Raw genomic sequence first — 25,711 nt, forward strand, 5'->3', positions numbered from 1 at the left:
ATGCAGCGCACATTGGTGATCATGGTGAAGGAACCTCAACCGGGCCGCGTCAAAACGCGGCTTGGGCGAGAAATCGGCATGGTCGCGGCGGCGTGGTGGTTTCGGCACCAGACCCGGTCCTTGATCCGGCGGCTGCGTGATCCCCGCTGGCGTATCGTTTTGGCCGTCTCACCCGATAAGCAGGGTCTGAAAAGCCGCGTCTGGCCTGCGGACCTGCCGCGCGCCGCGCAGGGGCGTGGGGATCTGGGGGATCGCATGGGGCGGATGCTGCGCGGGATGCCCAAGGGGCCGGTTTGCCTGATCGGCGCGGATATTCCGGGCGTTTCGCGCCGCCATATTGCCCGTGCTTTCGACGCATTGGGGCGTTCTCAGATGGTGTTTGGGCCAGCCCCGGATGGTGGCTATTGGCTGGTCGGCGCGCAACGATATGCAGCCTTGCCGGCAAATCTGTTCCAAAACGTGCGCTGGTCGACGGAACACGCATTGGCTGACACGCTGGCCTCGATTTCTGGCGGTCGGGTGTCATTGCTTGATCAGCTGCGCGATGTGGATACGGTTGCCGATCTTGACCCCTGAGGCTTTTTGGTCATGACGCGGTCGCAAACGCGTGCTAGGCCGGACGTATGACTCGCATCCCTACCAAGCAGGAGGTCCTCGACTGGATCTCGGCGAACCCCACCCTGACCTCGAAACGCGATATCGCCAAAGCCTTTGGCATCAAGGGCGCGGATCGGATTGATCTGAAACGTATCCTCAAAGAGCTTGAGGCCGAGGGCCATCTTGAGAAGCGCAAGCGCAGTTACCGCGACCCGGACCGCCTGCCGCCGGTCAGCGTGTTGCAGGTAAAGGCGCCGAATGCCGATGGCGACCTGTTCGCGCGGCCGCTGGAATGGCATGGCGAGGGGGTCGAGCCCATCGTTCTGATCATTGCCCGCGCCAGCGACCCGGCGCTGGGCGAAGGTGATCGCATTCTGGCTCGTCTGACCGTGGTGCATGAGGAAGATCACAATTACGAAGCCCGCCTGATCCGCCGTATCGGAACGAACCCTCGGAAAATCGTGGGTATCTTCCGCAAAGGGGCCGAAGGCGGACGAATCGTGCCGATCGACAAGGCCGGATCGACCGAATGGCTGGTGGCCGAAGGCGCTGCGCTGGGCGCCAAGGATGGCGAACTGGTCGAGGCTGAACAAGCCGGGCCGAAAAACCGCATGGGGCTGCCACGCGCGCGCATCGTCGAACGGCTGGGCGACCCGACTGCGCCCAAGGCCGTTTCGTTGATCGCGATCCATCAACACGGCATCCCGGATGATTTCCCCGACAAGGTGATTGCCGAGGCCGACAAGGCCAAGCCTGTCGGCCTGAAAGGGCGCGAGGATCTCCGGGATATGCCATTGCTGACGATCGATCCCTCGGACGCGCGCGATCATGACGACGCCTGTTATGCCCATGTAGACGATGATCCCAAGAACCCCGGTGGGCACGTCATCTGGGTCGCCATTGCCGATGTCGCCGCCTATGTGCGGCCCGGCACCGCGCTGGACCGCGAGGCGCGCAAGCGCGGCAATTCCAGCTATTTCCCCGACCGCGTCGTGCCGATGCTGCCCGACCGTCTGTCGGGTGATCTGTGTTCGCTGCACGAAGGCGTGCCGCGCGCCTGTATCGCGGTGCGGATGCAGATCGACGCGGATGGCAACAAGATCGGTCACCGGTTCGTGCGCGGTCTGATGCGCTCGGCAGCCTCGTTGAACTACACCGAGGTGCAGGAGGCCATCGACGGCACCCCCAATGACCGGACCGGCCCGCTGTTGGAGAGCGTTCTGAAGCCGCTTTATGCCGCCTATGGCGCGCTGAAAAAGGCTCGTGCTGATCGCCAGCCGCTGGAGCTGGACCTGCCGGAGCGCAAGATCGTTCTGAACGACAAGGGCGAGGTCGAAAGCGTGGCTTTCCGCGAGCGGCTGGACGCGCACCGGCTGATCGAGGAATTCATGATCCTGGCCAACGTGGCCGCCGCCGAGACGCTGATCGCCAAGCGCAGCCCGCTGCTGTTCCGGGTGCACGAAGAACCCGCGCCCGAAAAACTGGAAAGCCTGCGCGAGACGGCGCAGGCCGCCGGGCTGAATCTGGCCAAGGGGCAGGTGCTCCAGACCCGTCACCTGAATGCGCTGCTGAATGCCGCCGCCGGCACCGAGGATGCCGAGCTGATCAATCTCAGCACCTTGCGGTCGATGGCGCAGGCCTATTACAGCCCGGAAAACTTCGGCCATTTCGGGCTGGCGCTGCGCAACTACGCACATTTCACCTCGCCCATCCGGCGCTATGCCGACCTGATCGTGCACCGGGCGCTGATCTCGGCCCATGGCTGGGGCAAGGACGGGCTGACCGAGGACGAAATTGACCGGCTCGAAGAAACGGCCACGCATATTTCAGATACCGAACGCCGCTCGATGATGGCCGAGCGCGATACGACCGACCGCTATCTGGCGGCCTATCTCAGCGAACGTGTGGGCAACGAATTCACCGGTCGGATCAGTGGCATTGCCCAGTTCGGGGCCTTCGTGAAAATGGACGAAACGGGCGCGGATGGCCTGGTGCCGGTGCGGTCTTTGGGGCGCGAATTCTTCCATTTTGATCGAGAGGCCGGAACGCTGATGGGCTCAGATTCCGGGCTGATCATCGCCATCGGCCAGCGGGTCACGGTGAGACTGACCGAGGCGACACCTGTGACCGGCGGGTTGGAGCTGGAGCTGCTGTCCATCGACGATCAGGCGCTGCCGCGCGGGCGCGGGCCCGCCAAGCGGTCGACGCGACGCAAGGCCGCCAGCACCAAACGCAAGAAGGACAAGATCAAGCGCAAGGTCGAACGCAAGCGCCGTCAAAGGTGATAGGTCAGCGCCCGGGCAATCAGCCAGCCATGGCGGGTTTCATCGATCTGGCGCGGGTCATCGAACAGGATGGCCCGGTTCCCGTCAATCCGGTCCTCGCCCGGAAAGGCCGTGGTGAAATCACCGATCAATCGGCTTTGGCAGTGCACGAACAGTGCGAAATCCGCGGATTTGTGAGCCCCCAGCCGGATCGTTGATCCTTTGGGGGCAAGATATGCGGGCTGGCCCCAGCGCAGCTCTTCTCGCAATGGATTGGCGGCGGGCAGAGACTCTGCTGTGTTCAGTATCAGGTCGCGAAGCGCCAGGGCCCCCGCGCGTGCTTGCGGGGGCATGGCTTCAAAGGCCGAGGCGACCGAGGGGTCATCAAAAGGTTTCATGCAATCGGTATCGCCTGTTCCATCCGGTCTACGTAACTGTTCAACAGATTATCCTGTTTGATCCTGCGGGTCAGTGGGGTATCGGCAGGCGTTGCGCGCATGGCGGCGAGCATCGGGCCGACGCTCATATCTGCTGAAGTCGGTTGATCCGCCAGCAGGAAGCGGGATTGCCACAGATGGGCCGAGATTGCCTCGAGATCGCGTTCGACCCGGTCCAGGCGCTCGGGCAACGAGAACCGGCCGATCCCTTGTGACGTGATCCCTTTCAGAACGGATTTTCGGATCGCATTGGACGCCGGCTTTCGGATCAGAGCCGGAATTTCGGTGAAAAAGGTTTCGCGAAGGATCGGCCAGACCTCGTCATTTCCCCAGCGGTCCAGAACGATGTGGAAATACAGATGCTCTTCGGCCATGCGTACCAGCGCGCGGGATTGCGCTTTTTCCACATCCGAAAGCCCCTGATCGAACTCCGCCCCCTTCTGTTCCAGCCAATCGCGGATCAGATCGCTGTCTGGTATCAACCGCTCTGGCGTGCGCAGCACTGGCAGTTTTTGATGCGGCATCCTGCGCGGGTCAAGCATGTCCGAACGCTGCCAGACCTGACCGGAGTGCTGAAGCATCAAGGCTGTCTTGACGCAGAACGGACTGGCGCTGAACAGTCCGAAGGCGGAAGGATAGGTGAGAAGGGTCAGCATCGCGTGGCTCCGTGTTTTTGACGTGCCGGATGAGTAAACCGGCCTGATGACAGTTTTTGTCATTAGGGATAGGCTAGGGTTCATCATGTCCCGCACCGCCCGATTGTTCCAACTGATGCAAGCCCTGCGTTCTGGCCCGTCGCCCAGAACGTCTGAACAACTGGCGCAGGATCTGGGTGTTTCTGCCAGGACGATACACAGGGATATTGACGCGCTGCGTGGTCTGGGGGCCGTTATCGACGGTGAGGCAGGGTTTGGGTTCACCCTGATCGAAGATGCCACATTGCCGCCATTGGGTTTCACCGATGACGAGCTTGAGGCCCTGGTTCTTGGCCTGCGCGAAGTTCAGGTGATTGGTGATCCGGCTTTGTCAGATGCAGCCAGTGCCGCCCTGCGGAAATTGCAGGGGCGATTGCCACAGCGACAGTCCCATCGGCTGAGCCACGCGGTTCTGGCGGCAACGCGGTTCAATCGCCCGCCCGCGCCGACAATCGACGTGGCCATTTTGAGGCAGGCGACGTGGGACGAACGCGCGGTCGAGTTCTCGTATACGGACGCAAAAGGCGATGCCACACAAAGACGGGTCAACCCGCTGAGCATCGTCTATATGGATCGATCAAACGTGTTGCTTGGCTGGTGCCACCTGAGACAGGATTTTCGCGTTTTCCGGTTGGATCGCATTCAGGACATGTCCGTGACAGATCAAAGCTTTAGACCGAACCGGGTGCCCATGCTGCGCGAAGTTTTGGCGCAAATCCGCGCAGCGCGCGAGGCGCAAGACCGCGATGAGGGTGCCTGAGACTTTGTGATTCGCCGATTTTGCGCTACTCTGAGGCCGAGCAGTAATCAGGAAAAATCGGAATGCAAAAATGCGTAGGCGGCGTCATGACCGTCGCATTGTGGGCATCCATGGTGCAGGCGGACATATCAGAAAAAACGACTTGGCCAGACAGTGCAGTGTCCGGCAAAACGATACAGCTGGTCTCGGCGGATGTGGCGGTTTCGATCCGTCCGGTCCCGCGCCCGGCGGTTGAGGCTTTGCGGGTGTCCGCGGCCGTGACCGCACGGTTTCAGGCCTGGCTCGGCGCGTTTCAGGAGCGCGCGAAGCAGCAGGGTATATCGGAAAGAACATTGAACAGGGTGTTCTCGGACATGATCTTTGACGAGGACATCCTGAAAAAAGACCGCAATCAGGCTGAATTTTCGAAACCGATCTGGGAGTATCTGGATTCCGCCGTCTCGGACACGCGCGTTTCCAATGGTCGTGCCGCGATGCAACGATATCGGCAGGTGTTGCAGCAAATCGAGGCGGAATATGGCGTTGAAAAGGAAGTGGTCACGGCAATCTGGGGGCTGGAAACATCATTCGGCTCTTATCGTGGCAGCAACCGGACGCTGAGTTCCTTGGCGACGCTGGCTTTTGATGCACGGCGGGCGCAGTTCTTTGAAACGCAGTTGATCGCCGCCCTGAGGATCGTGCAGGCAGGTGATGTCAGCGCCAAAAACATGCTGGGCAGCTGGGCAGGTGCGATGGGGCACACGCAGTTCATGCCAACCTCGTATCTGGATCACGCGGTTGATTTCGATGGCGATGGTCGGCGTGACATCTGGTCGGATGATCCGACGGATGCGCTGGCCTCGGCCGCGTCCTATCTGGCGCGGCACGGCTGGAAAAAGGGGCAGCCCTGGGGCGTCGAGGTGCGCCTGCCCGAAGGGTTCGACTATGCCACCGCCAAACGGGACTACACCCTGCTGCCGTCAGAATGGGCGGCGCGCGGCGTGGTGGGGCGTGACGGCAAACCGGTCCCGGATCACGGGCAAGCCGCAATCCTTTTGCCCGCCGGGGGGCAGGGTGTGGCGCTGATGATTTTCGACAATTTCAGCGTGATTGAGGCCTATAACGGGGCCGACGTTTACGTGATCGGTATCGGGCACCTGTCCGACCGGCTTGCGGGTGGCGCACCGTTTCAGTCCGACTGGCCCCGAGGTGAGCGGGCGCTGAGCTTCACCGAGAAGAAAGAGCTGCAAACCCGCCTGACTGATGCGGGGTTCGATACAAAGGGTATCGATGGGCGCACCGGGCCGAACACCATCAATGCGGTTCGCGCCTACCAACTGGCGCAGGGCTTGGTACCGGATGGCTATCCAACTGCGACACTTTTGGAGCGGCTGCGGTGAACAATAAGAGGCGACCCAGGCGGGCCGCCCCTTAATAGACCCTTTTTCTGATCTCAGGAAGCGGCTTTCATCAGCCCCTGAGCGATGATTTCCGCCTGCGCTTCGTCCAGCGATTTGTAAATCCGCACGAACATCTCGTCGATATCCGCCGGGGTCAGGATCAGCGGCGGCGAGATGATCATGCGGTCGCCCACATGGCGCATGATCAGATTGTTGGCAAAGCAACGGTCACGGCAGATATAACCGACCGTGCCGGGCTCGGACGCGAACTTGGCGCGGCTGGCTTTGTCGGGTGTCAGAGCGATGGAGGCCATCATTCCGACGATCTTCGCCTCACCCACCAGCGGGTGATCGGCCAGCGCCTCCCATTTCTGTTTCAGATAGGGGGCGGCAACATCGCGCACATGCTCGACGATCTTCTCTTCTTCCAAAATGCGCAGGTTCTCAAGCGCCACGGCAGCGGCGACGGGGTGGCCGGAATAGGTGTACCCGTGGTTGAATTCCGTCCCGCCGATCACTTCGGCGATCTCGTCATTCACGATGGACCCGCCGATCGGCGCATAGCCCGAGCTGAGCCCTTTGGCGATGGTCATGATATGCGGTTTGATGCCCACGGTTTGCGATCCGAACCAGTTGCCGGTTCGGCCGAACCCACAGATCACCTCGTCTGCAATCAACAGGATATCGTATTTGTCGCAGATGCGCTGAATTTCCGGCCAGTAGGTATCGGGCGCCACGATCACGCCGCCTGCACCCTGAACCGGCTCGGCGATGAAGGCCGCGACACGGTCCTCGCCTAGCTCCTGTATGGCCTCTTCCAGCTCGCGCGCGCGGGCCAGGCCGAATTCCTCGGGCGACATGTCGCCGCCTTCGGCCCACCAGTTGGGTTGGTTGATGTGGTGAATGTTCGGGATCGGAATGCCGCCCTGCGCGTGCATGCCTGCCATACCGCCCAGCGAAGCCGACCCGACGGAAGACCCGTGATACGCGTTTTTCCTGCTGATGATGATATTTTTGTCCGGCTGCCCCTTCTCGGCCCAGTATGTGCGCACGAGGCGGATATTGGTGTCGTTTGCCTCGGACCCGCCAGCTGCGAAAAAGACATGGTTCAGATCACCTGGTGCCAGTTCGGCGATTTTGGCCGCCAGTGCGATTGCCGGCACATGGGTCGTCTTGAAGAAGGTGTTGTAGTAGGGCAGTTCGCGCATCTGACGCGCCGCGACATCGGCCAGCTCATCGCGGCCATAACCGATATTGACGCACCAAAGACCTGCCATTGCGTCCAGGATTTCCTCACCTTCGCTGTCGGTCAGGTAAACCCCGCTGGCGCGTGTAATCACGCGGGCCCCTTCCTGCCCCAGCGCACCATTGGCCGAGAAAGGATGGATGTGATGCGCCGCATCCAGCGCCTGCAATTCGGCGGTCGGCATATGGTTGGTTATGGTGGACATCGGAGAATCTCCTACAAGAACGCAGTTGCGGATCACAATATGATCAAATTCATCGCTGTCAATCGAATCAGGCTGAGTTAAGCGGAAGTCAGGGCGTCCGACATCAATTCCATACCTTGTTCGATGTCCTGAGCCGTTGCCTTTGCCGCTTTTTCGGCGTCGCCTTCGCGCAAGGCGGAAATGATATCCTTGTGCCGATCCGGCAGGCTTTGAGTCCCGAATCGACCACATACGACACGCAGCGAAGGGCCGAACCGCAACCAAAGCCTTTCGGCGAGATCACTGAGAATCGGTGCGTTTGCATGAGAGTACAGCGTTTCGTGAAACGCCTGGTTCAGACGCAGATATCCGCCTACATCCCCGTCGGCGATCATACGGTCCAAATGCGTATCGAGCCGCTCAAGATGATCGATGTCCTCGGCCTGCAAATTCGACGTCGCGCGCCTTGAAAGCTCTGATTCTATTGAGGTTCTGGCAAAGATCATTTCCTGGATATCGCCCGGGGACAGCAGCGGCACGCTTACGCGCCGATTGCCCTGGAACACCAATGCCCCGTCCGAGATCAACCGGCGGATGGCTTCGCGCACCGGTGTCATGCCAACACCCAGCGAATCAGTCAGGCCCTGGATCGTGACAGGCTGGCCCGGAACCAATTCGCCGAACAGGATCTGTGATCTGAGCGTTTGATAAACCTGCTCATGCGCGGGCTGTTTCCCTTTGTCGTTTGTCGACGCAGATGCCTTATTTTTGATCAAATCCAATTGGTTCTTCCCATTTCGACTAACCCTGACTTGTCAGGTGACAGACCTCGTGAAACCATACGCTGGATCGAGGAAAAACGCAAAACTTGATCAAATCCAAAAAAACGGGAAAATAGCCGTACACTTGCAGGGAGAAGAATATGACAATCAAAACGCTGACCATGACAGCGGTCATCGCATTGGGGACTTCGGCGGCATTCGCCGAAGAGGTGCGTGTTTACAACTGGTCTGACTATATCGACGAAGAATTGCTGAGCAAATTCGAGGAAGAAACCGGTCTGACCCTGATTTACGATGTGTTCGACAGCAATGAGGTTCTGGAAACCAAGATGCTGGCCGGTGGTTCGGGATACGATGTGGTGGTGCCTACGGCCGACTTTATGCAAAGGCAGATTCAGGCGGGTGTTTACCAAAAATTGGACAAATCCCGATTGCCCAATTTGAAAAACATGTGGGACGTCATCGAAGAAAGGACATCCAGATACGATCCCGGGAACGAGTATTCGATTAACTATATGTGGGGAACCACGGGGCTCGGCATCAATGTCAACAAAGTGAAAGAGGTGTTGGGTGAAGACGCTCCGCTAAACAGCATGGACTTGGTCCTAAAGCCCGAGAATATGGAAAAACTAGCTTCTTGTGGAGTGCATTTTTTAGATGCTCCCACAGAGATTATTCCAATGGTCCTACAGTATTTGGGAGAAGATCCCGATAGTTCCGATCCAGAAGTTATCGCTAAGGCGGAAGCACCTTTGTTGTCTGTACGTCCTTACATTCAGAAATTTCACAGCTCGGAATATGTTAATGCTTTGGCAAATGGCGAAATCTGTGTTGCCGTCGGTTGGTCGGGCGATGTTCTACAATCTCGGGATCGTGCTATCGAGGCGGACAACGGTGTGGAGATAGCCTACAACGCTTTCGCAGAAGGCTCTCTCATGTGGTCTGACCAGATGGCAATTCCTGCCGACGCGCCGAATCCGGAAGGTGCGCATAAGTTTCTGAACTTCATAATGGATGCGCAAAATATGGCGGCAGCCTCGAACTACGTTTACTACGCCAACGGCAACAAAGCGTCTCAGGAGTTCCTTGTTGAAGATGTAATCGGTGATCCAGCCATTTACCCAACAGAGGAAACAATGAACAACCTCTACACTAAATCGCCCTACCCCGCGAAAACACAGCGGGTCGTGACGCGCCTGTGGACCAAGGTCAAATCGGGCACCTGATCCGGTCAAAAGCGCGGGGCGGTCTGGCGATCGCCCCGCCGCACTATTGTCCAAACTGACCATGCGGGGGCTGCTTTGAGTTCTGACGTTTTTGCGCCGTGGAATGACCCACAGGCGAAACCCTTGATCCAGTTCCAGAACGTGACCAAGCGCTTTGGCGAGTTCACGGCGATCGACAACCTGTCTCTGGATATCTTCGAACGTGAGTTTTTTGCCCTGCTAGGCCCTTCTGGGTGCGGCAAAACAACGATGATGCGGATGCTGGCCGGGTTCGAGACCCCGACCGAAGGCCATATCCTGCTGGGCGGGCAGGATATCGACCCCATCCCGCCGAACAAGCGGGCCGTGAACATGATGTTCCAGTCCTATGCCCTGTTTCCGCATCTGAGTGTCTGGGAAAACATCGCTTTCGGTCTGCGCCGAGACAACATGCCCAAGCACGATCTGGAAGATCGGGTCGAAGAGATGCTGCGCCTGACCCGGCTGGAACAGTTCGCCCGTCGCAAACCGCATCAGATCTCGGGCGGTCAGAGGCAGCGCGTCGCACTGGCGCGCTCGTTGGCCAAAGCGCCCAAGCTTCTGCTGCTGGATGAACCGCTGGGCGCGTTGGACAAGAAGCTGCGTCAGGATACCCAGTTCGAATTGATGGATATCCAGGAAAAGACCGGCACCACCTTCGTCATCGTCACCCATGATCAGGAAGAGGCGATGACAGTTGCCACCCGCGTCGCGGTGATGGATCAGGGCCAGTTAAAGCAAGTGGCCACCCCGGATCGGATCTATGAAAACCCTGAATCTGTTTATGTCGCTGACTTTATCGGAGATGTGAACATCATCGAAGGCCGCGCGACTCCATCCGGAGAGGACGCCTATCAGATCGCATGGGCCGAAGGTCAGGCCCCGTTTTCGGCGTCTTCGCCTGCTGTTTTCTCAGACGGTCAGTCCTGCCATCTGGCGATCCGCCCCGAGAAAGTGACAATCTCTGCCGAACGGCCCGTCGATGCGGTCAACGCCGTGCAGGGCAAGGTTCACGACATTGCCTATCTGGGCAATCTGTCCACCTATCACGTTGAATTGGCAAACGGCACAATCATCAAGGCGCAGACGGCCAACACCCGCCGCATCTCGCGCCGATCTTTCACCTGGGAAGACCCGGTCTGGCTGTCCTGGACAGCCACGGCTGCGGTTCTGCTGGCCAACTGATGCGCCGCGCCGTTCTGATCGCCATTCCTTACGTCTGGCTGTTGGCCCTGTTTCTGGTGCCGTTCTTCATCGTTCTGAAGATTTCGCTTTCGGATACCGCGCTTGCCATCCCGCCCTATACCCCGACTTTGGACCTGTCAGCCGGTTGGGCGGGGATAAAGGAGTTTTTCAGCCAGCTTGATCTGGAGAATTATGTCTGGCTGACCGAGGACGATCTGTATTGGAAAGCCTACCTGTCCAGTGTCAAGATCGCTTTGATTTCGACATTCCTGACACTGCTGGTGGGCTATCCCATTGCCTACGGCATGGCCCGCGCGCCTCAGGAATGGCGACCGACACTGATGATGCTGGTCATCCTGCCCTTCTGGACCTCGTTCCTGATCCGGGTTTACGCTTGGATGGGCATTCTGTCGAACGAAGGGTACCTCAATCAGATCTTGCTGTGGACCGGTATCATCTCGACCCCGCTGACGATCCTGAACACGTCAACTGCCGTCTATATCGGCATCGTCTACACCTATCTGCCTTTCATGATCCTGCCGATCTATTCTGCGTTGGAACGGTTGGACGGATCATTGATCGAAGCGGCCGAGGATCTGGGGTGTTCGCGTTTGCAGGCCTTCTGGCTGGTGACCATTCCGCTGTCCAAACCCGGCATCATTGCAGGGTGTTTCCTGGTGATGATCCCCGTGATCGGTGAATTCGTGATCCCATCCCTTCTGGGTGGTTCCGGTACGCTGATGATCGGCAAGGTTCTGTGGGAAGAGTTCTTTTCGAACCGTGACTGGCCGGTGGCAAGTGCGGTGGCCATCGTGCTGCTGCTGATCCTCGTCATTCCCATCGTGCTGTTCCAGCGCAACCAGCAGAAACAGGCGGAGGCCGAGGGATGAACAGATTGAGCTGGTTCAACACGGTTTCGCTGACGCTGGGTTTTGCGTTTCTGTACATCCCGATGATCATCCTGATCGTCTTCAGCTTCAACGAAAGCAAGCTGGTCACGGTCTGGGCCGGGTTTTCGACGAAATGGTACGGAGAGCTGCTTCGGAACGAAGCGTTCCTTGATGCTGCCTGGGTCACGATCCGGGTCGCGGTCTTTTCGTCGACGCTGGCGACTATTCTGGGAACGGCCGCCGCTTATGTGCTGGTCCGCAGCGGGCGTTTCTTTGGTCGGACACTGTTTTCCGGCATGATCTATGCACCGCTGGTCATGCCCGAAGTGATCACCGGCCTGTCGCTGCTTTTGCTGTTTATCGGCATCGGCCTGGATCGGGGTATTCTGACAATCGTTCTGGCGCATACGACCTTTTCGATGTGTTTCGTTTCCGTTGTCGTATCCTCGCGCCTCATCACCTTTGACCGCTCGCTGGAAGAGGCTGCGCTGGACCTTGGGTGTTCGCCCGCGCAAGCCTTCCGTCTTGTCACCCTGCCGATCATCGCACCAGCGGTAATCTCGGGCTGGTTGCTGGCCTTCACCTTGTCACTTGATGATCTGGTGATTGCATCCTTCACTTCGGGGCCGTCGGCAACGACATTGCCGATCAAGATATTCTCGGCCGTGCGCCTTGGCGTCAGCCCGGAAATCAACGCGTTGTCGACGATCATGATCGCTGTGGTGACGGTCGGGGTAATCACGGCCTCGCTTGTGACCAAACGCGCGATGGTACGTCAGCAGCAGGATGAAATGGCCGCAGCGCGCACCGAATGAAGCGGATTTTTCCAGACTACGCCTATGGCAGCGAACCTCGCGACGGCTGTTGGTGGGACGAAACTGTTGCCAGCCCGGATTGGCCAGAGTTCCAGGGTGACATGCATGTGGATGTGGCCATCATTGGCGGCGGATTTACAGGCGTTTCGGCTGCTCTGCATTTGGCTGAAAAAGCTTCGGTTGCGGTGTTCGAAGCCGGCGCACCGGGGTGGGGAGCCTCGGGCCGAAATGGCGGGTTTTGCTGTCTTGGCGGCTCAAAACTTGGCCACGCATCCATGCAGCGCCGATTTGGCTGCGATGCCGCTTTGGACTATGCGGCAGCGGAACAGGAAGCGGTCCGACTGGTCGCCGATCTGTTGGCACAGCATCAGATCGATGCGGATACCCACTCCAGCGGGGAAACCCAGCTGGCGCATTCCAGGCGGGCGATGGACATGCTGCGCCGCAATGCCGACGAGGCGGGAACCCTGCACGAAGCCAGAGACCTGCCCGCGAAGGGCATGGGTGGCGCGTTTCATGGTGGATACACTTCGCCGGTTGGTTTCGGGTTGAATCCCCGCAAATACCTGTTTGGGATTGCCAGAGCCGCCGAAGCAATGGGCGCGCATCTGTTCCGGAATTCCGCGGTTCTGAGCGTTGAAAAAACGGCGTCCGGCTTTGTGTTGCAAACGCAGAGCGGGACAGTCAAAGCGCAGGCGGTGTTGGTGAGTACCAACGGCTATTCCAGCGAGGATATCCCGGCCTGGATGTCCGGACGATACATGCCTGCTCAGTCGACCGTTATGGTAACGCGACCCCTTGGTAGAACCGAACAGATGGCACAGGGATGGACATCTGATCAGATGTGCTATGATACGCGCAATCTGTTGCACTATTTCCGCCTGATGCCGGACGGGCGCTTTCTGTTTGGTATGAGGGGCGGCCTGCGGTCATCGGCCCAGGCTGAAGCAACCATTCGGCGAAAGGTTCAGCAGGATTTCAAACGTATGTTTCCTGCTTGGTCGACGGTCGAGGTCACTCATATCTGGTCCGGTTTGGTGTGCCTGTCGCGGGCCCTGACACCTTTTGTCGGCCCCGTTCCGGATCAACCGGGGATGTTTGCCGGTTTTGCATATCACGGCAATGGCGTCGCCATGGGCACGTATTGCGGTCGAGCATTGGCACGGTTGGTTCTGGGGCAGGACTCCAGGTTGCCGGTCGTGATGACGCAAACACCGGGTCGGTTTCCTTTGGGTCGCTGGCGCCGTGTGCTCATGCCGCCAGCCTACGCCATGCTGGCGCTGGCCGACCTGCGATGAGGCGGGGCGTTACAGAATTGCGGTTTCCAAGTTCAACCCTGTCGCGTAATCGGGCGCACCATTTTCAGCCCGCCAGAGGCAATACGTCGCCATGCGCCACGCATACCATGGCCTGAGCTGTTCATAGCGCGCGACGATTTCGGGCCTGCCGTAGGCCGAAAGAAACTGGTCTTCCTCTTTCTTCGACAGCGGTGAGCCTCGGTAAAGCTGCTGCATTGCAGGCGACAAAAACAGCGCAAGGTCTTCGCAGGGATCGCCCAGGGCCGGGCATTGCCAGTCGATCAAGGTCAGACCACCGGTCGCCACCAGGATATTGCCTGCCACGGGGTCGCCATGGATCAGGCACGTCCGTTCCGTGGGTGCGACCGGATTCGTAGGTTGCAAATCAGCGAGTTTGTCGCGCCCGTTTGACGTACAGCCTTGCAGAATTCTTTTTCCATGAGCGCGCAAGTCTGCGCTGCCATTGCATCCGGCTGGCGCCCGGACGGCAATGGGCAGGGTATGAAGCTTGCGCAGCAAGGCGCCAACCTGGGCTGAATCCTGCCGCCAGGGGGTTCCGGGGGCGTGGTCGTAAAACACCCAACGGGCTTCATCGTATTGCCCTGTGGCCCGCAGCCTTGGCACGAAACCCGTGGTGCCAAGCGCCTTCAGGCATTGGGCCTCCAACTCTGCATCATTGCGAAACAAAGGATTGCGCAATGCCGTGCTGTAAAGTTTCAGGACTTTGTCACTGTCGCGGCCCTTGACCTTCCACACCCTGTTGGTGCGCCCGCCGTACAAGGTCTCGAACCGAGGATGCGCGTTGACCAATCCTTGCGCGTGAAGATGGTCAACCAGATCACGAGGGGGGGCAGGCAAGTCGGGCAGAGGTTCCATCACTTCTTATGGCGAGTCGATTTGCCAAGGTTTGGCCCGTCCCGCCCGACAGATCAAGCACCAGTTCGGACTGCGGTGACCTGAGTTGCGGGAATCACCTGACCGCCCTGCAAGGTCAGCAAAACAGCATCGTCGCCAACCTGTGCTTCGACGACGCGATTGTAGGCGGCGACAGGTTTTTCCGAGAGCAACTTGTCGCCTTTGTAGCTTTCCAGGGTTGCGCTGTAGTTGCCTGATGCCAATGGATTGCCTGAAGAATCCACTCCGGCCCAAACAAACTCCTCGGTTGTCGTGGGTACAGTGACGTTATCGATTACCGTGCCATCACTGTCGCGGATCACCAATTTCGTCGCGTCCGCATCAGGGTCTGCCTGGGCGAACAATGTCACGGGTTGGCCGTCAAAGTGAAAGGCTGATGTCGAGCGGACGTCCATGCCCACCCAGCTTGCAAGCTCGTTCAGTTTCGTGCCGCCCAATGCGTTGGCCAGGTTGGACAAGAGGTCATTGGTCTGGACTTGTTGCTCGACCATCGAGAACTGCGCCAACTGAGACGCATATTCGGTCGAATCCATCGGCTCCAACGGATCCTGATTCTTTGCCTGCGCCGTTAGCATCAGCAAGAATGTCTCAAAGTCCGACGTAATCGCGGATCTCTGAGGTGCCCCGGCCTTTTGTTGATCCGCAACGGGCTGCGTGGTGTTGACAGGCGTAATCATTGGTCAAAACCTCATGTCGATGCCCCGGCCCGAGGCCAGATACTGTGGATGGGAAGTTGTGTGATCGATCCGTTCGTGCGGCGCAGCTTCTGAATGGAAAGGGGATTGTGTGTCAGCGTCGTTTGCGTCCCTTTGATGTGCGCCAGAACCCCAAGAGGTTCCCAGATCAAAGCTCAGATCCCCATAACCCAGCTTCTGAAACTCTTCCGTCAGAACGGACAAATGACGCCGCATTAAATCGAGGGTTTCCGGGCGCTCGGTCGCAATGGTGATTTGCAGGCCGTCCTCCCGGCCGTTCAGAACAATCGACACACGCCCAAGCTCTTCCGGATTCAGCGCTATTTCCGTTGCTCCTGATCCGGTGCGAGTCTGGACAGCTGCCGACAGCTGACCAGCAATCGCCCGGGCGATTTCCGCTCGGGCGGCAGTGGACGGAGCCGCGAGTTGAGGCACGGACTCACGCGAGGTCAGCGGCAAAGGTTCCTCTCTGGCGGCAGGCAGGGCCTCAGCCTCGACTACGGGTGCCAGGGTTTCGGCTTCCACGGCAGTTGCCATCAGCTGAAGCTGCGCCACCGAGGGCGCCCGGTCAGGCGCTGACGGTTTGGGCGTCGGAATGTTCACTTCGGGCAACGGCTTCTTTTCAGCGTCCAGCGGGAGGGGGACGGCCCCCGTTTGTTCGACCGTGCCTTTGGGCTTTGCAAGCTGATCAAACATCTGACCGATTTCGGTCATGGCTGTCACTTGCACAGGCTGGGGCGTCGGACCCTGCGCCTTCTGCGAGGGCGCCGGAACCGGGGAAGGCGCGTCGCTTTGAGTGGGCAAACCCTTTGGTACCGATGCCGTTGGTTGATTTGGTGTTTCCGAGGGTGCTTGATTTGCCTCCGCCATCTGAACCGGCACCATCTTTACCTTGTCCAAGTCCGGGGTTTGCGGGAATGCAGAAGGGGTTTGCTGTTCGCCGATGTGTTCTGAAATCTGGGTGGGATGGGCCGTTGCAGATGCCTCGGCCGTTGTCTCCGGCACAGGTTCGGGCACTGCTTCGACATTTTTCAGCTCGGCATTGATGGCAGCGTTTTCGCCTTCAGGGTTGCCGGTGGCACCAACCTCTTGCCCGAGGACATCCTGAAAGCTCTCCGAGCCAGTGTTTTGGCCCGGTGCCTTACGAGATGTGACGGCTTTCTCGGGCGTGGTCGGCGTTGCGTTCGCCAGCGTTAGGGGGTTGGGCATTTTGCTCCGGCTCCGTGTGACTGGTCGGAACACTGCCTGTAGGAAGTTACGTTTATTTTAACCGCTTTCACCTTTGATCGAGAAAGTTCGAAGCAAATTCGGAGAATGCCATGAAGGTTTCAACCCTTCCTCACGTATCTCAATCACAGTCACCCCAGACCCGGCTGAAAAACGCCGCCATAGAGCTGGAGGCCGCGTTTCTGGCCGAAATGCTGAAATCCGCCGGGTTGGGAAAGACCCGTCAGTCCTTTGGCGGTGGCGCCGGTGAGGATCAGTTTTCTTCGATGCTTGTTCAACAACAGGCGCAGCAACTGGCCCGGTCCGGTGGCGTGGGCCTTTCCGAAATTCTGTTCAAGTCACTGATGGAGAAAACCGATGACGTCTAAGGCCGACAAAGCGTTGATCAAGTCTTTGGAAGAAGTCCTGGATTTGGAACGTGCCGCCCTTGTGCAGGGGGATCTGGACCGTTTGTCCAGCATGGTGCCTGAAAAAGAAAAGCTGATCGGGGCAATCAATGATCTTCAGGTGCTGGAAAGTGAGGCACTGATTCGCGTTCAACAAAAAGCCGAGCGCAATCAGGCGCTGCTGAACAGCGCGGCTGAAGGCATCCGGGCGGTCGCCAGCCGAATGGCCGAATTGCGGCGCGTCCGGCAGGAATTCAGCACCTATGGTGCAGACGGACAGCGAAGTGAATTCGCGGTGCGCGGCACGGCAAAGCTGGAAAAGCGGGCATAGGCGGAAGTTTGATTCAAATCCGAAATTTCTGGGCCGGGCGCTTTAGCACTCCGTTAGGGGATCGGGTTCAAAAGTGGTGTTGCACCTGAGATCAACAGGTGGCGCGAACGGCCACGCGGCGCGTCGCACAGGTCAGAAAGACACCAATGCCCGCAAATAGTGCGGGGTGAACATGGGCAAAATGGCCCGAACGGAAAAGGATGAAAGCTATGTCCAGCATTCTGACAAACAATGGCGCGATGGTTGCGCTGCAAACTCTCAAGTCGGTCAACAAGAACCTGGCGATGACCCAGAACGCAATCTCGACCGGCAAGGACGTCGCGACGGCCAAGGACAACTCGGCAGTTTGGGCGATTTCCAAAGTGATGGAGTCGGACGTCAAAGGTTTCAACGCCATCAAGGACAGTCTTGCGCTTGGCGAATCGACCGTTGCCGTAGCACGGAACGCCGCGGAAACCGTCACTGATCTGCTGACCCAGATGAAAGGCAAGATCGTCGCGGCGCAGGAAGACAACGTTGACCGCGGCAAAATCAATGATGATGTGACTGCACTGAAAGATCAGATCGCGTCCGTTGTCAGTGCGGCGCAGTTCAATGGTCTGAACCTGGTTGACGGCTCTGCCGGTTCCGCTTCGATCCTTGCATCGCTGGATCGTGACAACACAGGTGCTGTGACCTCGTCGTCCATAACCGTTGCAGGGCAGAACCTGTCGACCGGTGGTTATGTCACCAAGCAGGTTTTTGACGGTTCGACCGGCGCATCGACAGGCAACGATCGCGTCGGCGCAACCATCGATAACGGCGCAACCGCCGCAACCGCACTGGTCACCGACGAATCCAGCGGTGTTTTTGCCGCCGGGGACAAGGTCGTCGTAGCGATCAACGATCAGGTCGTATCCTATACCGTTTCCGCCGAAGACGCTGCCGCGACAACAACCGGTGATCTGGTTGCCGTTGGGTTGAAATCGAAGATTGAAGAGCTTGGGATTACCGGTCTGACCGTCGATTATGACTCGGGTACAGCCGGAACCTTGTCTGTCACCAACGGTACGGGCTCGGACATTTCGTTTTCGGCTCAATTCGTGAACGCCGGTGCAGGTGGTCTGGGCGCGCTGGCCGGCATTGATGTTTCGACCGGTGCGGGTGCGACCGCTGCCCTGGCCGCCGTTGAGTCGCTGATTGATACTTCGATCGACGCGTCTGCTGCTTTTGGTTCCTCTCAAAGCCGGATCGAAACTCAGAAAGAGTTCATCTCGAACCTGTCCGACTCGTTCAAGTCAGGTATCGGGTCGCTGGTCGATGCGGACATGGAAGAGACTTCGGCGCGGCTTCAGGCGCTTCAGGTTCAGCAACAGTTGGCAACACAGTCGCTTTCGATCGCCAATCAGGCACCGCAGTCGATTCTGTCGCTGTTCCGCTAATTCGCGAAATCGGTTGGGGCGCGGTCTTCGCGCCCCAACAATGACTGCCTGATGACGGCCCTTTGGAAGGATTTCAAGTGACACCGCAAACCCTAGCCCATCAAACCTATGCGCAAACCGCCGCGCCGACTCGGACGCCTCGAGACACGGAATACGAAGCGATTTCAAGGATCACACGGCGCCTGAAGGCAGCAACCGCTCAAAAGGCAACGGATTTTTCGGGCTTTGTTCAGGCCGTGCACGAAAATCGGCGGCTATGGGGGGTGCTCGCCACCGGCGTTGCCGATTCCGAGAATGCCCTGCCCAACGACCTGAGAGCTAGGATCTTCTACCTTGCCGAATTCACCGAACAACACAGCAGCCGCGTTCTGGGAGACGGCGCAACCGTTGAACCGTTGGTGGAAATCAACACGGCTGTATTGCGCGGATTGCGCCAAAGGAGGGCAACTTGATGAGTGGTCTGGTCCTGAAGCTTGCCCCGAAAGAAAGGGTTCTGATCAACGGGGTCGTGATTGAGAATGGCGATCGCCGCGGCCGGTTTTCGATCATGACGCCACAGGCAAATGTACTTCGACTGCGGGATGCGATTCATCCGGATGAGGTGAATACGCCGGTGCGCCGCGTCTGTTATGCCGCGCAGCTTGTATTGTCGGGGGACATCGAACCTGGCCAAGCACGTCAGCAATTGTTGCGCCGCGTGGAAGAGCTGAGCCAGGTTTTTACGGATGCAGATAGCCGTCGGGTCTTGGCCGAAGCCACGGATGCCCTGGTTGCAGAGCATTATTACAAGTGCCTCAAATCGCTTCGCTCGCTTCTGCCGCGCGAAGAGCGGCTGATGGCTTACCAGCAATGAAATTCCAACCCGTCATCCCAAGCGGCGGAATCGTGGGCTGGCGGTTCCTGCAACGTACCTATGAAAGTCAGCTCCAGAGTTTTTCGTCGTCCTCTGCGAATGAAAGAGAGACAAAGTACTTTCTGGACAACATTGGGAAAATCCAATCCGCCGAAGAGCTGGTTTCGGATCGCAGGTTGTTGCAGGTCGCTTTGGGTGCATTCGAGTTGGAAGGAGATTTGGACAACCGGTTTTTCATACGCAAAATCCTCGAGGATGGGACACAGGCGGATGACGCGTTGTCCAATCGATTGGCCGACAAGCGATACCGGGAATTTTCTGACGCCTTTGGGTTTGGTCCCGGTGCTGTTCGAAAAACCGCGCTGACGTCCGACATGGAGCAAATCGCCCAGGCCAATTTGACGGCCCGGTTTGAAATTGCCGTTGGCGAGTCGGATGAAACAATGCGTATTTCGCTCTATGCACAACGAGAGCTTTCGGATCTTGCCAACAGGACCTCAAGCGCAGACACAAAGTGGTTTGATCTTATGGGGCTGCCCCCTTTGCGCAGCATGATGGAAACGGCACTTGGACTGCCGTCATCCTTTGCGCAGCTGGACATTGACAAACAACTCGTCGAGTTCAAGGCTAGGTTGCTCAAACTGACCGGCTCGGAGGATCTGGCACAGTTTTCGAACCCAAAGTCCATCGAGAAACTGACCGACACCTATTTGGCCAGAAGTCAGATTGCGCAACTTCAGAACACGATCTCGCCGGCGCAGACCGCATTGATCTTGTTGGTGGCCGTTTGAGCAGAACGCCTCCGGATCGAAGTGGTCGGTGAAGCATGATCGCAAGGGCGTCACGCTGATCAAGGCAATGCGGTTTTCTTCAGAACTGCAACGAAAGGCCTCAACCGTTCAGAATCTCATCGGCTGCGGTTCGCAAAGCATATGATCTGACGGGTCGGGACACGTTGTGCAGATTGACGTCTCCCAGCGGTACAGCATTGGAACAGGCCGGTTCGATGTCTTCTGAAACGACAATGCGGTGCCCTTGCGACTTGCCGAACTCGCCCAAACGTGCGGCGACGTTTGCGGCCTGACCGATAACTGTGAAATCAAGCCGTTCGCGAGATCCCACATTGCCGTAGGTGACACGCCCATACGCGACGCCGATCGAACAGTCGCAATGCCTGTCCGTACCTTCTTTGCGCAGCTCTCCCAAAGTTTCGACGATTTTGATCGCCGAGCGCTGGGCATTGGTGCGGGCCGTACTGGCATCCTCGTCCGTTGCCGGGAAAACGGCCAGAACAGCGTCGCCAATGAACTTCAGGACTTCTCCGTTGTTGTCATGAACAATGCCCGAGACCGTTTCAAAGAACTCGTTCAGGAGATTGATATACTCGCCCCGGCCCAGCTTCTCTTCCAGGCTCGTTGAATTACGGAGGTCGCAGAACATGATGGCGGCGTCGATCTCATCCCCGTCACCCCTCCTGATTTCGCCGCCCAATACGCGCGCGCCGGTGCGTTTGCCGACATAGGTTTCCAGCAGGACCTGCGCGTTTTCGCGCTGCATGAACACCTCGTAGAAACGGGCGATTACCGAGGAACATTCAAAGACAAGGCCCAGATTTTCGGTGGTAAACCCGTCCGGGTGATCGCAGGTCAGCGTCAGAACATTGGTGCGCCCGTCGGAAAACGGCAAGGGCATGGCCACGTAATCTGTTGCGCCCTTGGCCCGCAGATCCTCCATGATCGGGAAGCTGTTTTGCGGGTTTTCATCATTCAACCTTTGCCGCACGCCACCCAGGCCGTTCGAGACATGCCGCAAGGGGCTGTTGATGAAAGCTGGGTGATCATAGATTTCGTATGTCGGAGCCCTAGTCAGAATCTCTTCTTCATCTTTTTCCCAGATATAGTGCTTTCCCGCGATCAGGGGGTGAAGGGACCAGGCCAGAATGCTCAGCCTTTGTATTGCGATGCCGTGCTCCAGCATCTTTTCGGCCAGCGCTTTGGTAAAGCTTTCGGGTGTTGCCGCGGTCGAAGCACCACGCATTAACCAATCGATCAGGGGGCCGCTGATGTTGCCGTCTTCAGGTTCACGAAGGCGGTTGTCGCCCAGATCGATTTTCGTATAGGCGCCGGGCACAAAGCCGATACAGCCTTGAATGGCCGCGCTTTCGGGCAGGGCTTCTTCATAGGCCCAGACAGAATTGGCCAGGTTTTCGGACCCCAGATTGATGTCGTGATACGTGGCAGTGCCTTTGAACGGGCAGAATGTTTGCAGGTCTGTTTCTTCGCTCAGATCAACACAGACATCCGCGCGGGGAACATAGATCGTGGGCGGCAGGCGCGTTTCATACATCACCTTGGCATCTGTGCTTTCAGCCAAAAGCACATCATTGCGATAAATGGCAATTCTGCCATTCAGCGATTCAACCGAGATTCCATACCCATTGATTTTTGGTGCGGCGTGGACGTTCATATGCGACCTCCCTTGCCTGGGTTTTTTCTAGAATGGGGCTTTGCATCCCACATTCCAAGAGGCGCAGAACGGAAAAGTGCCAACGCATACGGTCATGCAGCAAGGCTCAGACCATTTGTATCACGTCTTTTTCGATGGACAGCATATACCCTTTTTTGGCGATGTTCTTGACCAGAAGTTCACTGACCATCTGGTTGCCAAGCGCATCCCGCAACCGTTTTATCCGTGTCGCGCCTGCGGCTTCGTCGCAATCGGCCTCATTGCGGCCGGAAATCATCGCCTCGATCTGGGCGCCGGACAAAACCTCATCATCCAGCCGGGATTCAGCCAGAACAGACAGGGTTTCCATGGCGGCGGGCGTGAGTTTGAAATCCATGTTGTTGAGGTAGACGGTGTTTTCCTCGCGGCTGATCAGCAACGAGGTCACCTGAATGCCGGTGCGTTCGATCTGCGCCATGCGTCGGTTCAGCAGTACCAGCATCACCAGAAAGACCAATGCCGAGGCCATCATGGCGCAGGCAAAAACCAGCAGCACATAGATCACCATCCGATAACTGGACAGGGTGTCGGCGAAGGCGGTGCCGGACTGGGCCAGAATTTCAAGCAACCGGATTTCGGTTTGCGAGGTCAGATCGGTCTCGATGAACAATCGCTCGACCCGTGCGTTGAATGCGTTGGCGTCCGGCAGGGTCCAGAACAGGAAAACGGCGGCGGTGATCAGAATGGCGACAATGGCTGCGACGCCCAGCACGACCAGACGGACCCCCGACCGGCGCGCGTCAGAAACGGAGATAGAATTTTCCGGCATTGCCTTTCCTCTGATCCAACCCTTCCGGCCCGAAAACGGACTGCACTTCAAGCAAGGTCCAGCCTGACGCGCTCAGGCGCTGGGCGATTTCTGCCTGGGCCTGGCCCTTGTCGCAGTTCGAGACCTGAATGACCCCATAGTGCAGACGCAGCGGGTTGTCTTTCTTGGCCTTGTAGTCCGCATAGCAATCCGCCGCAGACGCAGCAGAGCCAAGCGATATCAGGGCCGCAAAGGTCAGAGAAGAGAGGATTTGTTTCATAGGCCGCATCCTGCGCATGAGTTGCCGCGATATTCAATAACCCAAGGGGTTTGCGGGCTCTGATATCCGATAACACCGGGCCGTTATTGCTTGTCTGGACCGGTCGCCCCCAAGTGTCAGGGCAATCTGGACGCGCTCCGTCACACGGTCGCCCAAACACTATGAAGGACACGCATCATGCACAGGAAATTCATCGCTTTCATCGTTGCGACCGCGGTTGCAATAACCGGAGTTTCTGCGTCTCAGGCACGGGCCGCGGACGCAAAGGACATTCTTGGCGGGCTGGCGGCCATCGCGCTCATCGGGGCCGGGGTTCACTATTACAACAAGGAAAAGAAAAAGGATCGGGCGACTCGCCATCAGACCTATACCCCGGCACCTTACACGCCGCAGCCGGTGCGCCCTCTGCCGCCGCACGTGGCGCGTTATGATCTGCCCCAGCGCTGCCTGCGCACATTCAACGGGTATTCACAGGATCATCCGTTGCTTGGGCCGAAATGCCTCAAGAAGCACTACAAACATGCCAAAAGCCTGCCGCAAGAGTGCAAAGTCGGTTTCTGGAATGGCCAAAAGGTCAAGCGGGCATACGAACCCGCGTGCCTGCGCCAGAAAGGATACCGTGTCGTTTACCAGTAACACCGGTTGAGCAGGAGCGGCGCCAAAGACGCGCCGCGTGAGAGAGGGTGGTGTGGGCTGCCCTCTCTTTTTTTCTTGCGGCGCTGTGTGAAACACGGTTTTCCAAAAGGATGACAAAACCAGATTTCGAACTTGAACAGGCGCTGCTGGACCGGGGCCATTGCCGTATCGCGGGTGTGGATGAGGTCGGGCGCGGCCCTTTGGCCGGCCCGGTCGTCGCGGCAGCGGTGATCCTGAACCCACAGACCATCCCCGAAGGGTTGAATGATTCCAAGAAGCTGACGGCCAGACGTCGGGCCGCGCTGGATGCCGAGATCCGGCACAGCGCCGAGTTTGCCGTGGCCGAAGCCTCGGTCGCCGAGATTGACGAGATCAACATCCTCAGGGCATCGCATCTGGCGATGCTGCGCGCAGTCGAGGCACTGACACCGGCCCCCGATTTCCTGCTGATCGACGGGAACATGATTCCACGCGGCCTGAAAACCCCGTCGCAGGCCGTCGTGAAGGGGGATGCCCGATCGGTGTCGATTGCAGCCGCGTCGATCCTTGCGAAAAACTGGCGCGATCAGGTGATGGTGGATTTGGCGCAACAGCATCCGGGATATGGATGGGAAACCAACGCCGGTTATCCGTCAAAACAACACAAGGAAGCACTTCAAAATCTTGGCGTGACCCCACACCATAGACGTTCGTTCAAGCCGGTGCACAATATCTTGTATCAAGAGTAAATCGTAAGTTGCTGATTCAAAAAAGAAATTGACGCCGATTCGTCTTTGACTCATCCTTGTCTCAACCAAATGAGCGCAAAAGCGCCGTGGACACTTGAGGCAGTGATATGACGACAACCACCAAAAAGGGCGCAATAGCGCCCCCTTTAAACACGATTCTATCCGGGGACTGCATCGAAGTGATGAACAGTCTTCCCGAGGCATCCGTTGACCTGATTTTTGCGGATCCGCCCTATAATTTGCAGTTGAAAGGTCAGCTGCATCGTCCGGACAACTCTCAGGTGGATGCGGTGGATGATCACTGGGATCAGTTTTCCAGCTTTGGTGCCTATGACCAATTCACCCGCGCGTGGTTGAAGTCGGCGCGCCGTCTGCTCAAGCCAAATGGTGCGATTTGGGTGATCGGCTCTTACCACAACATCTTCCGCGTTGGTTCGGCGTTGCAGGACGAGGGCTATTGGATTTTGAACGATGTGGTCTGGCGCAAATCAAACCCGATGCCCAACTTCCGTGGCAAACGTTTTACCAACGCGCATGAGACGATGATCTGGGCATCCAAGCGCGAAGGGGCCAAGTACACCTTCAACTATGAGGCGCTTAAGGCCCTGAACGAAGGCGTGCAGATGCGCAGCGACTGGGTGCTGCCGATCTGCACCGGGCATGAACGTCTGAAGGATGAAAACGGTGACAAGGCACACCCGACGCAAAAGCCGGAATCACTGCTGCACCGTGTTCTGATCGGCTCGACCAACCCCGGGGACGTGGTGCTGGATCCGTTCTTCGGCACCGGAACGACCGGAGCCGTCGCCAAGATGCTGGGCCGCGAGTTCATTGGTATCGAACGCGAGGAAAGCTACCGCAAGGTGGCCGAGAAGCGCATTGCCAAGGTCCGCAAATTCGATCGTGAGGCTCTGGAAGTCAGCGCCAGCAAGCGCGCCGAACCCCGCGTTCCCTTCGGCCAGCTGGTCGAGCGTGGGATGCTGCGCCCGGGCGAAGAGCTTTATTCCATGAACCGGCGTCACAAGGCCAAAGTCCGGGCCGATGGCACATTGGTCGGTGACAACGTCAAAGGCTCGATCCATCAGGTGGGCGCCCATCTGGAAAATGCTCCGTCCTGCAATGGCTGGACCTATTGGTGCTTCAAGCGTGACGGCAAAACGGTTCCGATCGACGTTCTGCGCCAGCAGATCCGGGCCGAGATGAACTGATA

At 58.1% G+C, this 25,711-nt stretch carries 29 protein-coding genes; 18 read left to right on the forward strand and 11 right to left on the reverse strand.

The features are described 5' to 3' along the window. Together ACR0E2_RS17435 and rnr are read left to right on the forward strand one after the other, a co-directional pair. A complete protein-coding gene (locus ACR0E2_RS17435) occupies positions 1 to 576 on the forward strand; it encodes a TIGR04282 family arsenosugar biosynthesis glycosyltransferase (protein WP_480447347.1) in 576 nt (191 codons plus the stop codon). A gap of 47 nt (positions 577 to 623) precedes the next feature. Beyond that, a complete protein-coding gene (gene rnr, locus ACR0E2_RS17440) occupies positions 624 to 2,882 on the forward strand; it encodes a ribonuclease R (protein ID WP_480447348.1) in 2,259 nt (752 codons plus the stop codon). On the opposite strand, the gene ACR0E2_RS17445 is transcribed toward rnr, so the two are convergent. Beyond that, entirely contained in the window at positions 2,873 to 3,259 is a 387-nt protein-coding gene (locus tag ACR0E2_RS17445) for a DUF1801 domain-containing protein (RefSeq protein ID WP_152459309.1), read from the reverse strand. The two genes, rnr and ACR0E2_RS17445, sit on opposite strands and share 10 nt — an antisense overlap. Next, positions 3,256 to 3,954, reverse strand: a complete 699-nt coding sequence (locus tag ACR0E2_RS17450) for a glutathione S-transferase family protein (protein WP_480447349.1) — start codon at positions 3,952 to 3,954, stop codon at positions 3,256 to 3,258. The genes ACR0E2_RS17445 and ACR0E2_RS17450 overlap by 4 nt, the downstream gene beginning before the upstream one ends. 85 nt (positions 3,955 to 4,039) lie before the next feature. Here ACR0E2_RS17450 and ACR0E2_RS17455 point away from each other — a divergent pair, with 85 nt between their 5' ends. Both ACR0E2_RS17455 and ACR0E2_RS17460 read left to right on the forward strand, forming a co-directional pair. Next, on the forward strand, positions 4,040 to 4,753 hold the full coding sequence (locus ACR0E2_RS17455) for a helix-turn-helix transcriptional regulator (protein WP_480447350.1): 714 nt from the start codon (positions 4,040 to 4,042) through the stop codon (positions 4,751 to 4,753). Positions 4,754 to 4,815: 62 nt separating this feature from the next. Beyond that, positions 4,816 to 6,132 carry a lytic murein transglycosylase gene (locus ACR0E2_RS17460; protein WP_480447351.1) on the forward strand — a complete coding sequence of 439 codons (1,317 nt, stop codon included), beginning with the start codon at positions 4,816 to 4,818 and terminating at the stop codon, positions 6,130 to 6,132. A 53-nt stretch (positions 6,133 to 6,185) separates the two neighbouring features. Here the strand turns inward: ACR0E2_RS17460 and ACR0E2_RS17465 are convergent, their stop codons facing one another. Next, positions 6,186 to 7,583 (reverse strand): aspartate aminotransferase family protein, encoded by a 1,398-nt coding sequence (locus ACR0E2_RS17465; RefSeq protein ID WP_152459305.1) that lies wholly within the window; start codon positions 7,581 to 7,583, stop codon positions 6,186 to 6,188. Between the two features lie 77 nt (positions 7,584 to 7,660). Then, positions 7,661 to 8,344: a GntR family transcriptional regulator gene (locus ACR0E2_RS17470; RefSeq protein WP_171119944.1), complete on the reverse strand. Its 684-nt coding sequence runs from the start codon at positions 8,342 to 8,344 to the stop codon at positions 7,661 to 7,663. A 140-nt stretch (positions 8,345 to 8,484) separates the two neighbouring features. Between ACR0E2_RS17470 and ACR0E2_RS17475 the strand changes: the two genes are divergently transcribed. The 5 genes from ACR0E2_RS17475 (at position 8,485) to ACR0E2_RS17495 (ending at position 13,776) form a co-directional block, all read left to right on the forward strand. Next, positions 8,485 to 9,570, forward strand: a complete 1,086-nt coding sequence (locus tag ACR0E2_RS17475) for a polyamine ABC transporter substrate-binding protein (RefSeq protein ID WP_480447352.1) — start codon at positions 8,485 to 8,487, stop codon at positions 9,568 to 9,570. A 75-nt stretch (positions 9,571 to 9,645) separates the two neighbouring features. After that, positions 9,646 to 10,773, forward strand: a complete 1,128-nt coding sequence (locus tag ACR0E2_RS17480; RefSeq protein ID WP_152459302.1) for an ABC transporter ATP-binding protein — start codon at positions 9,646 to 9,648, stop codon at positions 10,771 to 10,773. Then, complete coding sequence (locus tag ACR0E2_RS17485; RefSeq protein WP_152459301.1) at positions 10,773 to 11,663, forward strand: ABC transporter permease subunit; 891 nt, start codon at positions 10,773 to 10,775, stop codon at positions 11,661 to 11,663. The genes ACR0E2_RS17480 and ACR0E2_RS17485 overlap by 1 nt, the downstream gene beginning before the upstream one ends. After that, complete coding sequence (locus ACR0E2_RS17490; RefSeq protein ID WP_152459300.1) at positions 11,660 to 12,478, forward strand: ABC transporter permease; 819 nt, start codon at positions 11,660 to 11,662, stop codon at positions 12,476 to 12,478. The genes ACR0E2_RS17485 and ACR0E2_RS17490 overlap by 4 nt, the downstream gene beginning before the upstream one ends. Further along, positions 12,475 to 13,776: an NAD(P)/FAD-dependent oxidoreductase gene (locus tag ACR0E2_RS17495; protein WP_480447353.1), complete on the forward strand. Its 1,302-nt coding sequence runs from the start codon at positions 12,475 to 12,477 to the stop codon at positions 13,774 to 13,776. The genes ACR0E2_RS17490 and ACR0E2_RS17495 overlap by 4 nt, the downstream gene beginning before the upstream one ends. 9 nt (positions 13,777 to 13,785) lie before the next feature. Here the strand turns inward: ACR0E2_RS17495 and ACR0E2_RS17500 are convergent, their stop codons facing one another. From ACR0E2_RS17500 to ACR0E2_RS17510, 3 genes are read right to left on the reverse strand one after another with little or no spacing between them, the layout of a single operon-like run. Then, complete coding sequence (locus ACR0E2_RS17500; RefSeq protein WP_480447354.1) at positions 13,786 to 14,652, reverse strand: phosphotransferase; 867 nt, start codon at positions 14,650 to 14,652, stop codon at positions 13,786 to 13,788. 53 nt (positions 14,653 to 14,705) lie between these two features. Continuing rightward, the gene (locus tag ACR0E2_RS17505) at positions 14,706 to 15,368 is read right to left on the reverse strand and encodes a flagellar hook capping FlgD N-terminal domain-containing protein (RefSeq protein WP_480447355.1); all 663 of its coding nucleotides are present in this window, start codon (positions 15,366 to 15,368) and stop codon (positions 14,706 to 14,708) included. A gap of 3 nt (positions 15,369 to 15,371) precedes the next feature. Further along, on the reverse strand, positions 15,372 to 16,595 hold the full coding sequence (locus ACR0E2_RS17510; protein WP_480447356.1) for a flagellar hook-length control protein FliK: 1,224 nt from the start codon (positions 16,593 to 16,595) through the stop codon (positions 15,372 to 15,374). A gap of 110 nt (positions 16,596 to 16,705) precedes the next feature. On the opposite strand from ACR0E2_RS17510, the gene ACR0E2_RS17515 reads away from it, so the two are divergent. Further along, positions 16,706 to 16,981, forward strand: a complete 276-nt coding sequence (locus tag ACR0E2_RS17515) for a rod-binding protein (protein ID WP_480447357.1) — start codon at positions 16,706 to 16,708, stop codon at positions 16,979 to 16,981. Next, on the forward strand, positions 16,971 to 17,330 hold the full coding sequence (locus ACR0E2_RS17520; RefSeq protein ID WP_171233734.1) for a flagellar biosynthesis protein FlgN: 360 nt from the start codon (positions 16,971 to 16,973) through the stop codon (positions 17,328 to 17,330). The genes ACR0E2_RS17515 and ACR0E2_RS17520 overlap by 11 nt, the downstream gene beginning before the upstream one ends. A 91-nt stretch (positions 17,331 to 17,421) precedes the next feature. Here ACR0E2_RS17520 and ACR0E2_RS17525 read toward each other — a convergent pair whose 3' ends face one another. After that, positions 17,422 to 17,550, reverse strand: a complete 129-nt coding sequence (locus ACR0E2_RS17525) for a hypothetical protein (RefSeq protein ID WP_256367488.1) — start codon at positions 17,548 to 17,550, stop codon at positions 17,422 to 17,424. Here ACR0E2_RS17525 and ACR0E2_RS17530 point away from each other — a divergent pair. From ACR0E2_RS17530 to ACR0E2_RS17545, 4 genes are all read left to right on the forward strand, one after another. Beyond that, a complete protein-coding gene (locus ACR0E2_RS17530) occupies positions 17,540 to 18,751 on the forward strand; it encodes a flagellin (RefSeq protein ID WP_171119936.1) in 1,212 nt (403 codons plus the stop codon). The two genes, ACR0E2_RS17525 and ACR0E2_RS17530, sit on opposite strands and share 11 nt — an antisense overlap. Positions 18,752 to 18,828: 77 nt before the next feature. Continuing rightward, positions 18,829 to 19,203, forward strand: a complete 375-nt coding sequence (gene flaF / locus ACR0E2_RS17535) for a flagellar biosynthesis regulator FlaF (protein WP_171230577.1) — start codon at positions 18,829 to 18,831, stop codon at positions 19,201 to 19,203. Continuing rightward, positions 19,203 to 19,604 (forward strand): flagellar biosynthesis repressor FlbT, encoded by a 402-nt coding sequence (flbT, locus tag ACR0E2_RS17540; RefSeq protein WP_152459291.1) that lies wholly within the window; start codon positions 19,203 to 19,205, stop codon positions 19,602 to 19,604. The genes flaF and flbT overlap by 1 nt, the downstream gene beginning before the upstream one ends. Continuing rightward, positions 19,601 to 20,395, forward strand: coding sequence for a DUF1217 domain-containing protein (locus tag ACR0E2_RS17545; protein ID WP_480447359.1), 795 nt, complete (start codon positions 19,601 to 19,603; stop codon positions 20,393 to 20,395). Before flbT ends, ACR0E2_RS17545 begins: the two co-directional genes overlap by 4 nt. 100 nt (positions 20,396 to 20,495) lie before the next feature. Here the strand turns inward: ACR0E2_RS17545 and ACR0E2_RS17550 are convergent, their stop codons facing one another. The 3 genes from ACR0E2_RS17550 to ACR0E2_RS17560 form a co-directional block, all read right to left on the reverse strand. Beyond that, entirely contained in the window at positions 20,496 to 22,070 is a 1,575-nt protein-coding gene (locus ACR0E2_RS17550) for a DUF427 domain-containing protein (RefSeq protein WP_480447360.1), read from the reverse strand. Between the two features lie 106 nt (positions 22,071 to 22,176). Beyond that, positions 22,177 to 22,878, reverse strand: coding sequence for a winged helix-turn-helix domain-containing protein (locus ACR0E2_RS17555; RefSeq protein ID WP_152459288.1), 702 nt, complete (start codon positions 22,876 to 22,878; stop codon positions 22,177 to 22,179). Then, the gene (locus ACR0E2_RS17560; RefSeq protein WP_152459287.1) at positions 22,850 to 23,137 is read right to left on the reverse strand and encodes a hypothetical protein; all 288 of its coding nucleotides are present in this window, start codon (positions 23,135 to 23,137) and stop codon (positions 22,850 to 22,852) included. The genes ACR0E2_RS17555 and ACR0E2_RS17560 overlap by 29 nt, the downstream gene beginning before the upstream one ends. Positions 23,138 to 23,314: 177 nt before the next feature. Between ACR0E2_RS17560 and ACR0E2_RS17565 the strand changes: the two genes are divergently transcribed. The 3 genes from ACR0E2_RS17565 to ACR0E2_RS17575 all read left to right on the forward strand — a co-directional run bounded on the left by ACR0E2_RS17565 (position 23,315) and on the right by ACR0E2_RS17575 (position 25,709). Next, a complete protein-coding gene (locus ACR0E2_RS17565; protein ID WP_480447361.1) occupies positions 23,315 to 23,773 on the forward strand; it encodes a hypothetical protein in 459 nt (152 codons plus the stop codon). Positions 23,774 to 23,883: 110 nt separating this feature from the next. Then, the gene (locus ACR0E2_RS17570) at positions 23,884 to 24,501 is read left to right on the forward strand and encodes a ribonuclease HII (protein WP_480447362.1); all 618 of its coding nucleotides are present in this window, start codon (positions 23,884 to 23,886) and stop codon (positions 24,499 to 24,501) included. 107 nt (positions 24,502 to 24,608) lie between these two features. Next, the gene (locus ACR0E2_RS17575; protein WP_480447363.1) at positions 24,609 to 25,709 is read left to right on the forward strand and encodes a DNA methyltransferase; all 1,101 of its coding nucleotides are present in this window, start codon (positions 24,609 to 24,611) and stop codon (positions 25,707 to 25,709) included. The last annotated feature ends 2 nt before the right edge of the window (positions 25,710 to 25,711 follow it).

It is taken from the genome of Ruegeria sp. A4 (genome assembly GCF_056543025.1).